This window comes from Nocardioides sp. (genome assembly GCF_050699375.1).
GTDB lineage: Bacteria > Actinomycetota > Actinomycetes > Propionibacteriales > Nocardioidaceae > Nocardioides.
The window spans coordinates 1-13,751 of the sequence record NZ_JBOHDN010000283.1 but is presented as its reverse complement, the minus strand read 5'-3'; the positions used below and the strand labels follow the sequence as shown (position 1 = coordinate 13,751).

General features: G+C 67.3%; 15 protein-coding genes. 3 read left to right on the top strand and 12 right to left on the bottom strand.

Features of this window, described 5'->3' with window-relative positions; genetic code table 11:
- Window positions 1-13 precede the first annotated feature (13 nt).
- The 4 genes from ACRDPS_RS20415 to rplJ form a co-directional block, all read right to left on the bottom strand.
- Entirely contained in the window at window positions 14-799 is a 786-nt protein-coding gene (locus ACRDPS_RS20415; RefSeq protein ID WP_431503495.1) for an MlaE family ABC transporter permease, read from the bottom strand.
- The gene (locus ACRDPS_RS20410; RefSeq protein WP_431503494.1) at window positions 799-1,782 is read right to left on the bottom strand and encodes an ABC transporter ATP-binding protein; all 984 of its coding nucleotides are present in this window, start codon (window positions 1,780-1,782) and stop codon (window positions 799-801) included. Before ACRDPS_RS20410 ends, ACRDPS_RS20415 begins: the two co-directional genes overlap by 1 nt.
- Before the next feature lie 404 nt (window positions 1,783-2,186).
- Window positions 2,187-2,573: a 50S ribosomal protein L7/L12 gene (rplL, locus tag ACRDPS_RS20405; RefSeq protein ID WP_431503493.1), complete on the bottom strand. Its 387-nt coding sequence runs from the start codon at window positions 2,571-2,573 to the stop codon at window positions 2,187-2,189.
- A 90-nt stretch (window positions 2,574-2,663) separates the two neighbouring features.
- Complete coding sequence (gene rplJ, locus ACRDPS_RS20400) at window positions 2,664-3,245, bottom strand: 50S ribosomal protein L10 (RefSeq protein ID WP_431503492.1); 582 nt, start codon at window positions 3,243-3,245, stop codon at window positions 2,664-2,666.
- A gap of 499 nt (window positions 3,246-3,744) precedes the next feature.
- On the opposite strand from rplJ, the gene ACRDPS_RS20395 reads away from it, so the two are divergent.
- The gene (locus tag ACRDPS_RS20395) at window positions 3,745-4,941 is read left to right on the top strand and encodes an MFS transporter (protein WP_431503491.1); all 1,197 of its coding nucleotides are present in this window, start codon (window positions 3,745-3,747) and stop codon (window positions 4,939-4,941) included.
- A gap of 13 nt (window positions 4,942-4,954) precedes the next feature.
- Here the strand turns inward: ACRDPS_RS20395 and ACRDPS_RS20390 are convergent, their stop codons facing one another.
- The 3 genes from ACRDPS_RS20390 to ACRDPS_RS20380 all read right to left on the bottom strand — a co-directional run bounded on the left by ACRDPS_RS20390 (window position 4,955) and on the right by ACRDPS_RS20380 (window position 7,163).
- Window positions 4,955-5,665, bottom strand: coding sequence for a maleylpyruvate isomerase family mycothiol-dependent enzyme (locus ACRDPS_RS20390; RefSeq protein WP_431503490.1), 711 nt, complete (start codon window positions 5,663-5,665; stop codon window positions 4,955-4,957).
- Window positions 5,666-5,675: 10 nt separating this feature from the next.
- The gene (locus ACRDPS_RS20385; RefSeq protein ID WP_431503489.1) at window positions 5,676-6,551 is read right to left on the bottom strand and encodes a phosphotransferase family protein; all 876 of its coding nucleotides are present in this window, start codon (window positions 6,549-6,551) and stop codon (window positions 5,676-5,678) included.
- 72 nt (window positions 6,552-6,623) lie between these two features.
- Window positions 6,624-7,163, bottom strand: coding sequence for a CGNR zinc finger domain-containing protein (locus ACRDPS_RS20380; RefSeq protein WP_431503488.1), 540 nt, complete (start codon window positions 7,161-7,163; stop codon window positions 6,624-6,626).
- A gap of 64 nt (window positions 7,164-7,227) precedes the next feature.
- On the opposite strand from ACRDPS_RS20380, the gene ACRDPS_RS20375 reads away from it, so the two are divergent.
- On the top strand, window positions 7,228-8,385 hold the full coding sequence (locus tag ACRDPS_RS20375) for an MFS transporter (protein WP_431503487.1): 1,158 nt from the start codon (window positions 7,228-7,230) through the stop codon (window positions 8,383-8,385).
- Window positions 8,386-8,452: 67 nt separating this feature from the next.
- Here ACRDPS_RS20375 and ACRDPS_RS20370 read toward each other — a convergent pair whose 3' ends face one another.
- The 5 genes from ACRDPS_RS20370 to rplK all read right to left on the bottom strand — a co-directional run bounded on the left by ACRDPS_RS20370 (window position 8,453) and on the right by rplK (window position 12,101).
- Window positions 8,453-9,208: an amino acid ABC transporter ATP-binding protein gene (locus ACRDPS_RS20370; protein ID WP_431503486.1), complete on the bottom strand. Its 756-nt coding sequence runs from the start codon at window positions 9,206-9,208 to the stop codon at window positions 8,453-8,455.
- On the bottom strand, window positions 9,208-9,993 hold the full coding sequence (locus ACRDPS_RS20365; protein WP_431503485.1) for an amino acid ABC transporter permease: 786 nt from the start codon (window positions 9,991-9,993) through the stop codon (window positions 9,208-9,210). Before ACRDPS_RS20365 ends, ACRDPS_RS20370 begins: the two co-directional genes overlap by 1 nt.
- 29 nt (window positions 9,994-10,022) lie before the next feature.
- A complete protein-coding gene (locus tag ACRDPS_RS20360) occupies window positions 10,023-10,814 on the bottom strand; it encodes a transporter substrate-binding domain-containing protein (RefSeq protein ID WP_431503484.1) in 792 nt (263 codons plus the stop codon).
- 80 nt (window positions 10,815-10,894) lie between these two features.
- Complete coding sequence (gene rplA, locus ACRDPS_RS20355; RefSeq protein ID WP_431503483.1) at window positions 10,895-11,611, bottom strand: 50S ribosomal protein L1; 717 nt, start codon at window positions 11,609-11,611, stop codon at window positions 10,895-10,897.
- Between the two features lie 61 nt (window positions 11,612-11,672).
- Window positions 11,673-12,101 carry a 50S ribosomal protein L11 gene (rplK, locus tag ACRDPS_RS20350; RefSeq protein WP_431503482.1) on the bottom strand — a complete coding sequence of 143 codons (429 nt, stop codon included), beginning with the start codon at window positions 12,099-12,101 and terminating at the stop codon, window positions 11,673-11,675.
- Between the two features lie 242 nt (window positions 12,102-12,343).
- Between rplK and ACRDPS_RS20345 the strand changes: the two genes are divergently transcribed.
- A complete protein-coding gene (locus tag ACRDPS_RS20345; protein WP_431503481.1) occupies window positions 12,344-13,525 on the top strand; it encodes a lytic transglycosylase domain-containing protein in 1,182 nt (393 codons plus the stop codon).
- Window positions 13,526-13,751: the final 226 nt, after the last annotated feature.

Sequence of the window (13,751 nt, the reverse complement as noted above, 5' to 3'; positions counted from 1 at the left end):
TCGTCTCGCCCTCCTATCCGGCCTTGCTCGGGATGATCTGCAGGAAGATCGCGCTCATCACGAAGTTCACGATGAACAGCAACAGGAACGTGATGACGACCGACTCGTTCACGGCGTCACCGACACCCTTCGGGCCACCGCCCGCGTTCATGCCCTTGTACGAAGCCACGATCGCCGCGATCAGACCGAACACGAGCGCCTTTGCCAGGCCCTGCCACAGGTCGGCCATCTGCGCCAGCGCGGTGAAGCTCGCCAGGTAGGCACCCGGGGTGCCGCCCTGGATGATGACGTTGAAGACGTACCCGCCCATCACACCGACGATCGAGACCAGGCCGTTGAGGAAGACCGCGATCATCATCGCGGCGAGCACGCGGGGTACCACCAGACGCTGGATCGGGTCGATCCCGAGAACCATCATGGCGTCGAGCTCTTCGCGGATCTTCCGGGCACCGAGGTCAGCGGCGATCGCCGAGCCACCGGCGCCGGCGACCAGCAGCGCGGTCGCGATCGGCGCGGCCTGCTGGACGACCGCCAGGACCGCAGCCGATCCGACGAAGGACTGCGCCCCGAACTGCGCGACGAGTCCACCGACCTGCAGAGCGATGACCGCACCGAAGGGGATCGCGACCAGCGCCGTCGGGACGATCGTCACCGACGCGATGAACCAGGCCTGCTGGATGAACTCGCGAAACTGGAAGGGGCGCCGGAAGACGGCTCGCCCCACGTCCAGCCCGAAAGCGAAGAGCGAGCCAGCCGTCCCGATTGGCTTCAGGACCCTGGCGGCGGTCAGAGATGACATCAGCGAGGGGCCTCAGTCGGGTCGGCCTTGGTCGTGGCAGCCGGCGTGCCCGGGTCCCTCTGGAAGGAGGCCGGGGGCGGCGTGACGCCGTTCTCCCGGCACCAGGCGCCCGGGGGACGCTGGTACTTGCGCGGAATGCCGTTGGACGGCTCGAGCTGCATCGGGATCGGCGGCAGCGGCGGCAGACCCATGTCCTTCTCGGCGGCCAGCTCGTCGGCGTCCTTCTCCTCCGACATCCCGATCGGGCCGATCGTCTGGGCGTTGAGGAACTGCCGAACCACCGGCTCCTCCGAGCTCAGCAGCATCTCGCGCGGCCCGAACATGGCCAGGTGCTTGTGGTAGAGCAGGCCGATGTTGTCCGGCACCGTACGCGTCGAGTTGATGTCGTGGGTCACGATCAGGAACGTCGCGTCGATCTGCGCGTTCAGGTCGATGAAGAGCTGGTTGATGAACGCCGTACGCACCGGGTCAAGACCCGAGTCCGGCTCGTCGATCAGCAGGATCTCGGGGTCGAGGACCAGCGCACGTGCCAGACCGGCACGCTTACGCATACCACCAGAGATCTCGCCGGGAAGCTTGTTCTCGGCGCCGATGAGACCGACGAGATCCATCTTCTCCATCACGATGTCACGGATCTCGGACTCGCTCTTCCTGGTGTGCTCGCGCAGCGGGAAGGCGACGTTGTCGAAGAGGTCCATCGACCCGAACATGGCGCCGTCCTGGAACAGCACGCCGAAGAGCTTGCGGATCTCGTAGAGGTCCTTCTCCGAGCAGGTGGCGATGTCGACACCCTCGATGACCACAGACCCCTCGTCGGGCTTGATCAGCCCGATCAGGGTCTTGAGGAGCACCGACTTACCCGTACCAGACGGCCCCAGCATCACGCTGATCTCGCCGGCAGGCAGCGTCAACGTGACGTCTTTCCAGATGAGCTGCTTACCAAAGCTCTTGGTCAGCCCTTCGATCTTTACGTCTACACCCATCCGGGCCGGCTCCCTTCCAGTTCGCGAGGGTCTCCCTCAAGTCCCCCACTGCCCGACTAACGGCAGAGTGTGACGGGGGTTACGGCCTTCCTGCGACACGTGTCACACTTTTGTAAACCATATTCGCCCTCGAACGGTGACGGTGATCACCACCCGAGACGAATCCCCCAGCGAACACTTCGGCGATCGGATTACGACCCTTCGCGCCCGGTATGTGTTCAAGATAACCAAAACATCCTGCGGGAGGCTACTCCTGAGTAGCCTCCCGCAGACGATTGGTCCCGAGCCGGCGCTGGGGCCTGGCCCATCTGTGGTGGAACTGTTTCCACGATGTATCAAGCCCGGGCCCGGCGGAATCCGCCGAGCCCGGGCTCAGATGAAGCTAGGGCCGCATGGCCCTCAGATCACTTGACAGTGACGGTGGCGCCGGCGGCCTCGAGGGCCTCCTTCGCCTTGTCAGCGGTCTCCTTGTTGGCGGCCTCGAGGACAGCCTTGGGGGCACCCTCGACGAGCTCCTTGGCCTCCTTCAGGCCGAGGGAGGTCAGGGCGCGCACCTCCTTGATGACGTTGATCTTCTTGTCGCCAGCGGCCTCGAGGATGACGTCGAACTCGTCCTTGGCCTCCTCGGCCTCGGCGGCCGGGGCGCCCGGGGCGCCAGCGGCGGCGACGGCAACCGGAGCAGCGGCGGTGACGCCGAAGGTCTCCTCGAACTCCTTCACGAACTCGGAGAGCTCGATGAGGGTGAGCTCCTTGAACGCGTCGAGCAGCTCTGCGGTGGTGAGCTTCGCCATGATGGCATTTCCTTTCTTGGTGGCCCTCTGCGCTTTGGTTTGTGTACGCAGCGAGCCGGGTGACAGGTGGTGGTTAGTTACGACCGAGACTCACGCCTCGGCCGGAGCCTCCTCGGCGGCGGCCGGCTCAGCGGCACCACCTGCGAGGATCGAGGGGTCCTCCGCGGCCTTGGCCTCGAGAGCGGCAGCGAGCTGCGCGGTCTTCGAGGGCAGAGCGTTGAAGGCGTAGAGCGCCTGCGACAGCGACGCGGTCATCGCGCCGGCAAGCTTGGCGAGCAGGACCTCGCGCGACTCGAGGTCGGCAAGCTTGCCAACCTCAGCAGCGTCGATGGCCCTGCCGTCGAGGTATCCACCCTTGATGACAAGGTTGGGGTTGGCCTTGGCAAAGTCACGCAGACCCTTGGCCGCCTCGACGACGTCACCCTGGATGAAGGCGATCGCGGTCGGGCCGGTCAGCAGGTCGTCGAAACCCTCGATGCCGCTCTGCTTGGCGGCGATCTTGGTCAGCGTGTTCTTGACCACGCCATAGTTGGCGTTCTCACCGAGCGAGCGGCGAAGAGTCTTCAGCTCGCCGACGGTGAGACCACGGTACTCGGTGAGCAGGGCACCGCTGGAGGCGCTGAACTTCTCAGCGATCTCCGCGACGGCAGCCTGCCTTTCAGCCCGCGCCATGGGTCTCCTTCTTCCGGGAATCGATCCCACCGGCGAGGGCCCGTGAATGACAAACGCCCCGAGCACAGGCTCAGGGCGTGACGTACGATCTCGTCTTGCTCTTCACCTGCGCTGGCCGTCCGCATCCTGCGGAACCTTCGATCGGGTGCATCCGCACCTGACAACCGGCGGTCTCTGGTTTCAGGCAACAATTATGCGTACGTCGCGGGGCGAGGCCAAATCGACGGCACCCGTACGTTTGCGGCATGGAAGGTCGCCCTCGCCGGCGTACGCCAGATCTACGACACCCGCTTCCGCGACGCCGCCCACTCCCGCTGGTACCCCCTCCCCGCCGAGACGTCACCTCTGCAGGCCGAGACGTCAGTTGTGCAGGCCGAGAAGTCACCGCGTGACTTCTCGGCCTGCAAAGGTGACCCTTCGGCCTGCAGAAGTGACTTCTCGACGGGACGTGACCCAGCCCGATAGTGAGCATCGGTAACGAATCGGGCAGAGTAAAGGGGTGACGACGGAGACGAACGGCGAGTTCCGGTTCCGAGACATCGCGGTCGTGGCGTACGCGCCCTCGGTCATCAGCGCCATGGGACACGGTGCGGTGATGCCGGTCCTGGCTCTGCGCGCCTCGGACCTCGGCGCGAACGCGTCGATGGCGGCATTCGTGGTGGCGCTGCTCGGGATCGGTTCGTTGGCGACCTCGCTACCGGCCGGCTCGTTGGTGGCGAGGATCGGCGAGCGGCGTACGTTGATGGGCGCCGGCGCGCTCGATGCGGTCGCGATGACCGTGGCGTTCCTCAGCACCTCGGTCGTTGTGCTCTCCATCGCCGTGTTCGTGAGCGGGATGAGCTGGACGGCGTTCCTGATCGCCCGGCAGGGCTTCCTGATCGACGCGACCCCGCTCTCCCACCGCGCGCGGGCGATGTCGCTGCTGGGTGGGTCGTTCCGGGTCGGGGTCTTCATCGGGCCGCTGATCGGCGCGGGGCTCATCCACCTCCTCGGGCTCCCCTCGGTCTTCCTCCTCGCCGCCGCGATGTCACTGTGCTCGGCGGTGATCGGCGGCTGGATGCCCGACCTCGGCAGGTCCAGGTCGCGTGAGCAGGGGCACCTGAGCGTACGCAGCGTGCTGTGGACCTATCGCCGGACGTTCGCCACGCTCGGCGTGGCGGTCGTGATCATCGGGATCTCGCGGTCGGTACGCACCGGTCTGCTCCCTCTCTGGGCCGACCACATCCACCTCGAACCCGCCGTCGTCTCGCTCCTCTTCGCCGGGGCGGCGCTGGTCGACATCGCACTGATCTTCCCCGGCGGCTGGCTCCTCGACCGCCGCGGACGTCAGGTCGTGGCCATCCCGGTGGTGCTCACCGTCGGCGTCGGCTGTCTGCTGCTGCCGCTCACCCATGACGCGCTCAGCCTGGGCGCCGTGATGGCCCTGATCGCCATCGGCAACGGGCTCGGCTCGGGGATCGTCATGACCCTCGGCGCCGATGCCGCACCAGCCGACGGGCGCGCCCAGTTCCTCGGCGGCTGGCGGCTGTGCGGCGACATCGGTGGCACCGGCGGCCCGCTGCTCGTCTCGGGACTGGCCGCCGCGTTCACCCTGGCCACGGCGCCGATCGCGATCGGGATCTTCGCGCTCGTCGGGTCCGTCTGGGTCGGCTACTGGACCGGTCACGCGGACCGCGCACGGCTCGCGGATCGCTGAGGCCGACGCAGGCCTACGGGACGATCGCGCGTTCCAGGGCGACGTCGAGCGCCTCGGCGTCGCCGGTGACGGTCAAGCCGGCAGTGCGCGGCGACGTACGGCCCCAGAGCAACAGCGCCAGGTCGCGGGCAACCCCGGAGACGGCGACCTTCTGCACCGCGTTGGGCGCACCGATCACCCAGGTGCGGTCGGCATCGGTGGCGACGAGCTCGATGCGAGTCACGACCTTCCGCGTACGCTTCAGCGCGATCTGGCGCGGATACATGACGGTCAGCACCTCATCGACGGTGTCGGCCCAGAGCTCCGCCGTCGCCTCGGGGGCGGGGAGCTCGAGCGCCATCCGGATGTCCCAGAGGTGGACGAGGGTCTCGTGCACCTGGCGCCGGAACCAGAACGAGACCGGTCCCAGCCCGTCCTCGGTCAGCCCGCTGAGGATCCTGCCGGTCGCGTCCGGCCCCAGCGCCGTGAGCGTCTCGCGCAGCTCGGCAGCCTGTGCCTCGTACGTCGCCACCAGGTCCAACGGGACCGGCAGCGGCTCCTCGTCGACATCCCGCGCCATCGCCGCGGCCCAGTGATGGATGCCGGCCAGGTGGTCGGCCAGATCTCCGACCGACCAGTCGTCGCACGAAGGCACCGGCAGGTCCGGGTCGGCCCGCCGCAGCGCGTCGGCGAACTCCGACTGCAGCTCGCCGAGGGTCACCAGGAGGTCGTCAGGCGTCAGCACGCGGCCGACCCTACTTGCAGCGCGGCAGGACCGCAGCGAGCCGTTCCTCGAGCCGCACGAGCATTGCCGGGTCGGACCAGATCGGCGGACGACCCGGCGGCGGCAGGAACCCGACGAGGTCCATCACGTCGAAGTACGGCTGGGACTCCCGGCCGGTCCGCGCGACATAGGCATCCGCGAACGCATCCGCCGGCACGCAGCCCTGGCGAACGGCGATGTTCGACGAACAATGCGCAACGTCCAGCCACGCCGGCCCGATCGAGGTCTCGACCCAGTCGACGATTCCGCTGATCTCACTATCCGCCCAGAGCACATTGCGCAGCGCGAAGTCGCGGTGAATGAAACAGGGCTCGTACGCCGGAGGGGCCGTACTCAGCAACGCGAAGGCGTCGTCCCACAGCCCTCGATCAGCAGCCCAGTCCGGGATCACGAACTTCTCCTCCCAAGCCCACGACTGATAGTCCCGCACGTGGATGGTCGGCTCGATCGCATGGATATCGGCGAGCAGCTGCGCGAGCAGACCGAGCGAGTCGGGATCCGTCCTCAGCTGGTCGACCTGCCCGGGAAGCAGTGTCATCAGATGCGCCGGATGCTCACACCGTTCCCCGTGACGGTCCAGGGCGAGTGACCGCGGCGCAGGCACCCCACTCCCCGCCAGCATCTCCTGGATCTCGGCCTCGCGTCCGTTGAGGGTCGCCCCGTGCGTACGCCAAGGCTCATTGGTCGTGAGCCGAAGGACGGCCTCGTTTCCTGATTCGGTCCGAAGCGCGAGCATCTCTCCCGTCGCGCCGCCAACAAGGGGCCGTACGTCGCGGGTCGGCTCCCCGAGCATCTCCTCGACCCACTCCAGCGCAGCAGAGCAGTCCATCCCGGGATCGGTTCGCACGCCGCAACTCTAGAAGTAGTTCGGGACGTTCGAGCCCATTACGCACCAGTAGAACGACCAGAACGCCCCGAACTATCGCTGGCGGGCGCGGTGGGCCGCCGCCTTCATCCGGCTCTGGCAGCGGGTGGAGCAGAAGCGGCGGCCGGCGTTCTTGGAGGTGTCGACGAAGACGCGGTCGCAGGGGTCGGCCTTGCAGAGGCCGAGACGGCCGGCGAGGTCGGAGCCGATCGCCAGCGCGAGACCGGCGGCGATCCCGGCGCCCCAGCCGACGACGAGGCCGTGTTCGCGACCGTGGAAGTGAAGCGCCCATCCTCCCCCACGCGCGCGGTCGAGCTGTGGGACCGAGCCCATCTCACGCAGGAGGGAGTTGACCGTGGTCGCCGCGGTGTCGAGGTCACCGTCCGCGGCCGCCTCGAACACGACTCGCAGCGAATCGGCGAGCGCGACCATCCCGTCGGCGTCGGCCTCCTCGACCCGTGGCTTGTAGTCGGGGCGGGTCAGCAGATCACGTACGACCTGAGCACGCTGCCCAGTCGGCGGCGGCTCCACGGCGTGGGTGCCGTCGTGACCAGGAGTCAGCGCGTTGACGAGCTTGCACGCCTGCTCGGTCACCGTGTGCACATGACTGTCGAAATGTATTTGACCAGTCACGATGCTTGGATCTACCGTCTCGCCCATGACCGCCATTCAATCATTGACCAGTCACCGCCGTACCCGGTGGCCCCGATCGCTGATCGCGCTGGTGATCGCCCGGGCGGTCAACCGGCTCGGATCGTTCGCGATGACCTTCCTCGCAGTGACCCTGGTCGAGGTGCACGGCGCCTCGCTCGCCACCGCCGGAGCCGTCGTCACGGTCTTCGGGGCGGCGACCATCCCGTCGCGACTGCTCGGCGGTTGGATGGCCGACACCATCGGCCGGCGTCCGACCATCGTCGCGGGACTGATCGCCTGCGCCGCGGCGCAGCTGGTGATCGCGGCCTCCTCAGGGGTCATCGGCGCCCTCGTCGGCGCGACGCTGCTGGGCCTGGCGTACGAGATCTACGAGCCCGCATCCCAGGCGCTGATCGCCGAGTCGGTCGAGGTCGAACGGCGGCCGCAGGCGTACGGCCTCTATGGCGCAGCCATGGCTGTCGCCGGCGTAGCGGCGGGCGCCCTGGCGGCCACGTTGGGCGGCGTCGACCTGCGCCTTCTCTTCGTCGCCGACGCAGTGACGTGCCTCTGCGCCGCGGGCCTCGTCCTGGCACTCGTACGCGACACCAGCACGCAACGCTCCGAACGGCGCTCCGGGACGAGCCCATGGCGTGACCGGCGGCTGCTGACGATGCTCGCACTGGGCACCGGCTTCGCAACGGCCTGGATCCTGAGCACGATCTCGCTCCCGCTCACCGTCTCCGCACGCGGTCACGACACGGCAGACACCGGCTGGTTGCTCCTGGTCGCCGCTCTCGTCACGATCGCCGGCCAGCGCCTCCTCAAGGGTGCCGCGGCCCGGCCGTTCACCCTCATCCGCGCGGGACTGGTCCTGATGGCAGTCGGCTTCGCCGTGATCGCGTACGCAGCACCGCTGCCGCTCCTCGCCGTGGGCACCGCGATCGTCGCGCTCGGCGAGGTTCTCCTTCTCGGCCCACCGATCGCGCTCGTGGCCGGGCTGGCGACCAGCGGCTCACGCGCGGGCTACCTGGCGACGTACGGAACCTGTTGGGGGATCGCGCAGACCATCGGGCCGTTGGCAGCCACGTTGCTGATGGGGCACGGCGTTCCGACGGTCTGGTTCGCCGGGGCAGCCCTGTGTCTGGCCTTGGCCGCCGTCAGCACTCGTGTCTCAATGAGATAGTCCCAGACGTTCGCGCCCATTACTCATCGGTAGAAGGGCCAGAACGTCTGGGACTATCTGGATGAGCTCAGAGCACTCGGGCGAGGAACGCCTGGGTGCGCTCGTGCTGGGGGTTGCTGAGCACGTCGGCGGGCACACCCTCCTCGACGATCACGCCCCCGTCCATGAAGACGACCTTGTCGGCCACCTCACGAGCGAAGGTCATCTCGTGGGTGACGACCATCATCGTCATGCCCTCGGAGGCCAGGTCCTTCATGACCGCGAGTACGTCGCCGACGAGCTCGGGGTCGAGCGCCGAGGTCGGCTCGTCGAAGAGCATCATGTCGGGATTCATCGACAGCGCCCGCGCGATCGCGACGCGCTGCTGCTGGCCACCGGAGAGGTGGGCCGGGTAGGCGTCGGCCTTGTCCGAGAGTCCGACCTTCTCCAGGTTGACCTTCGCGATCTGCGTCGCTTCGGCCCGGCCGCGCTTGAGCACCTTCTCCTGAGAGACGGTCAGGTTGCGCAGCACCGTCATGTGCGGGAAGAGGTTGAACTGCTGGAAGACCATCCCGATCCGAGCGCGGAGAGCGTCCACGTCGGCATCCGGGTCGGTGATCTCGTCGCCCTCGACCAGGATGGTGCCGCTGGTCGGCTGCTCGAGCAGGTTCACGCAGCGCAGCAGGGTCGACTTCCCGGACCCCGATGGCCCGACCACACAGACGACCTCGCCCCTTCCGATGTGGAAGTCGATGCCCTTGAGCACCTCGTTGTCGCCGAAGTACTTGTGCAGCTGCTGTACGTCGATCGCGGCTGCGCCACGATCAGAGAGCGTCTGAGTCATCAGCGGGCCTTCCCCGACTTGGCTTCCATGCGGCGTACGACGATCGAGAGCGGCACCGTGATCAGCAGGTAGCAGAGCGCGATGGTGACCATCGGAGTCAGGTTGGCGTTGGAGTTCATGGCCTCACGACCGAAGGCGGTCAGCTCGTACTCATCCAGCGAGAGCCCGAGGATGTAGACCAGCGAGGAGTCCTTGGTGAGCAGGATCAGCTCGTTGGTCAGCGGCGGCAGGATCACCCGGAACGCCTGCGGGAGCACGATCGTCACCATCGCCCGCGTGTGCGTCATGCCCAGGGTGCGCGCCGCTTCGTACTGTCCCTTCGGCACGGCCTGGATGCCGGCCCGGATCGTCTCGGCCATATAAGCGCCGCCGACCAGACCGAGCGCCAGCGTCACCGTGCCGAGGTTGCCGCCCGGGAGCTGACTCCCGAAGGCCAGCGAGTAACCGAGGCCGAGCACCAGGAAGACGACCAGCGCGGGTAGGCCGCGGAAGAACTCGATGATGCCCGTGGAGATCCACCGGTAGGGGCCAACGCTGGAGAGCCTCATCAGCGCGAGCACCAGACCGAGCGCCAGCCCGAAGACGAACCCGCAGGCGGTGTAGATGATCGTGTTCTTCAACGCGATCACGATGACGTTGGGAAACTGCTGCCCCGCGATATCCAGATCGAGGAAGGCACGCCTGATCTCGCCCCAGTCGGCGATGAGGGCGACGAGCACCACCAACGCGACCAGGATGGCGTACTGGACATAGCGGAAGAGGGCCGCGCGTCTACGCGGCGACATCCGCTTCTTGGGAACTACTGCCGCGCCCGTCACTGGGCGGCAGCCTCCCCGAACCACTTCTGGTAGACCTTGTCGTAGGCGGCCTTGTCGTTGATGCCCTTGTTGAGCACGTCGAGCAGCTTGTCGTTGCCGCCCTTCTTGACCGTGAAGCCGTACGCCTCACCGGTCTGGAACTCGCTGGTGATCTCCATGTCGGTGTTGGACTTGACGAAGTCGTAGAGCAGACCGTTGTCGTTGACGCCGGCGTCGGCCTTGCCGGACTTGACCGCCTGCATCATCAGCGCGGAGTCCTCGAGGGTGATGATCTTGGTGTCCTTGGGAGCGTGCTCCTTGACGTAGTCGGCCCCCGTGGTGGCCTCCTGGACCGCGATGGTCTTGCCGCCGAGGTCGTCGAGCGCGGCGTAGCCTGCACCCTTCTTGGTGAGCAGCGCCTGGGTGGCCTCGAAGTAGGGCTCGGTGAAGTCCATGACATTCTCGCGCTCTTCGGTGATCGTCATCGCGCCGGCGGAGACGTCGCACTTGCCCGAGTTGAGCGCCTCGCCGGAGACGATGGTCTCCCAGCCGATGTTGACGACCTCGGTCTCGAGCTTCTCGGCCTCGGCCGCGATGTTGAGCACGTCGATGTCGAAGCCGACGACCTCGCCGCCCTCGTTGAACTCGAACGGCTTGTAGGGAAGGTGCGTACAGATGGTCAGGGTGTCGGCCTTGACCAGCTTCGCACCCGAGGAGGATGTGCCCCCTTCGTCACCGCCACCGCAGGCGGTGAGTGCCAGCCCCAGAGCAGGAACGGTCAGGGCAGCAGCGAGCTTCCGCAGATTCATGGGCCGCACTCTACGACGCTTTAGACGCCGATGGTCCGCCACCCCTCAGGGTGGCGGATCATCATGTGAGATCGAGAGGCTTACGCCTCTTCCTCACCCGCCACATTCTTGATGCGGTTCGGGTCGACCTGGACACCCGGGCCCATGGTCGTGGAGACGGTGACCTTCTTCAGGTAGCGGCCCTTGGAGGAGGACGGCTTCAGACGAAGCACCTCCTCGAGAGCAGCGGCGTAGTTCTCGGCGAGCTGAGCCTCGGAGAAGGAGGCCTTGCCGATGATGAAGTGAAGGTTGGCGTGACGGTCGACCCGGAAGTCGATCTTGCCGCCCTTGATGTCGGTCACGGCCTTGGCCGGGTCCGGGGTGACGGTGCCGGTCTTCGGGTTCGGCATGAGGCCACGGGGGCCGAGCACGCGGCCGAGACGACCGACCTTGCCCATCATGTCGGGGGTCGCGACGACGGAGTCGAAGTCGAGCCAACCGCCGGAGACCTTCTCGATGAGGTCGTCGCCGCCGACGACGTCGGCGCCGGCCGCGCGAGCGGCCTCGGCCTTGTCGGGAGCAGCGGCGAAGACGATGACGCGCATCGTCTTACCGGTGCCGTGGGGCAGGCTGACGGTGCCGCGCACCATCTGGTCGGCCTTGCGGGGGTCGACGCCGAGACGCATGACGACGTCAACGGTCTCGTCGAACTTCTTCTTGCTGGAGGACTTGGCGATCTTGATCGCGGCCAGCGGGGCGTAGAGCTCGTTCTGGTCGAACGTCTCCGACGCCGCGCGGTAGGTCTTGCTGCGCTGCATGGTGAATTCCTTAGTGGTTAAGAGGAGATGTGGTTAGCGAGCCAGCGCGGCTCTCCCACGGTCAGTCGGTGGTGACGCCCATCGAGCGGGCGGTGCCCTCGACGATCTTCATCGCGGACTCGATGCTCTCCGCGTTGAGGTCGGGCAGCTTGGTCGTGGCGATCTCGCGCACCTGGTCCTTGGTCAGCTTGCCGACCTTGTCCGTGTGCGGGACCGAGGAGCCCTTCTTCAGGCCGGCGGCCTTCTTGATCAGCTCAGCGGCCGGCGGGGTCTTGGTGATGAAGGTGAAGCTGCGGTCCTCGTAGATGGTGATCTCGACGGGGATCACGTTGCCGCGCATCGCTTCGGTCTGGGCGTTGTACGCCTTGCAGAACTCCATGATGTTGACGCCGTGCGGACCGAGCGCGGTACCGACCGGCGGGGCCGGGGTAGCGGCACCGGCCTGCAGCTGCACCTTGACGAGCGCTGCGATCTTCTTCTTCGGAGGCATTCTGAGATCTCTTCCTTCTCGTGGTCATGACGAAGCCGCTGGTACGTTCCGGCCTCTGCCACCTGCTGTGTTGCTCTCGCAACTTGTCAATTGTCCGTGATCTCGACGAGTTCACGAAATCACCGCACAGGGGCCCACTGAGCGGGACCCGGCAAGTGACCGCCGCCACTCCTCCTGACATACTCCCCCCGGGATTTCGAGAGGGAGCGTCGTTGTTCAAGAAGCGTCTAGGCCAACTGTCCGTGTTCGCCGCACTCGTGCCGCTGGCCGCGCTCTCGGCCGGCTGGACCGCAGCCACCACCGGCGCCGGGTTCGACCCGGTCGACTCCGTCGAGCTCCCCGGCGGGGAGACCCTGGTGACGTCGGCGATCGAGGCTCCGGCGAGCGTCACCAGGCCCGCACCGGCACAGGGTGCCCACGAGGGCGCTCGGACCGGCGCCGTCGCCATCGCGATGGCGAACGGGAGCGGCATCCCGATGACTGCCCTCGCCGCCTACCAGCGAGCGGCGGCCGTGGTCACGACAGCCGACCGCGCCTGCGCCCTCGACTGGACGCTGCTCGCCGCCGTCGGGATGGTCGAGTCCGACCACGGGCGCCTGAAGAGCAGCCGGCTCGATGATGCGGGCAAGGCCGCTCCCCCTATCTACGGCCCGGCGCTGACCTCGGCCGCCGGCGACCCCGGACCCGACACCGATGCCGGCGCGGTCGACAAGCTCACCAACGGTGACCGAGCGGTCGGGCCGATGCAGTTCATCCCGTCGACCTGGCCGCTGGTGGCCGTCGACGGAGACGGCGACGGCGTACGCGACCCCCAGGACATCGACGACGCCGCCCTCGCCGCCGCCGTCTATCTCTGCTCGGGCGACGAGGATGTCTCGACTGCCAAGGGCAGGCGGGCTGCGCTCACGCGCTACAACCACAGCGAGGCGTACGTCGCGACCGTGCTGAAGATCGCCAGGGGCTATGCCGACAGCCCCTACGGCAGCGACGACATCGAGCTCGCCGCCGGTTCACCGGCGCACGTAGGGCCGAGCGGTGCCGGCAGCGCGACCGATACCGGTCGACAGGCGGACAAGAAGCCCGCGAAGAAGCGGCCCGCCACGGGGCCGAAGGCCTCGACCAGCGCCAAGCCGGGCAAGCCGCAGAGAGAGCCCAGCGCGTCGGCATCCCCCACTCCCAGCCCGAGCCCGACTCCGACCGAAGACGGCAGCTGGGCCTCGATCTCCGAGCGGCGCGGGATCTGTGCCGCGGAGCTGTCGTCCCGCTTCCCCGACCTCGCCGAGGGCTGGGACACCAACCGTGCTGTCGACTCCTGCAGCATCCGGCTGCTCGGCAAGACCGTTACTCAGGCCAACGCCGCTGCTCCTGGGGTCGTCACCGACATCAGCGGGTATGTCGAGTGGCTGATCAAGACGCTGCCGTAGGACGTCATTCCCATCGAGTCGGCTCGTCCTGACGCCGATCGCCGCCGAGTCGGCGCGTTGTGACGAGCCGACTCGGCGTGGGGGAACGAAGTTGCCGAACGCCCGGGTCTCGTACACCCGGGCGTTCGTTGTGATGAGGCTTCTTAGGCTGGGTCTCGACCCGCTTCGCGGCTTCGCAAGCTCAGCCGCTGCGCTCGCTCGACCTTTTCGCGTTGCGACCCTGCTC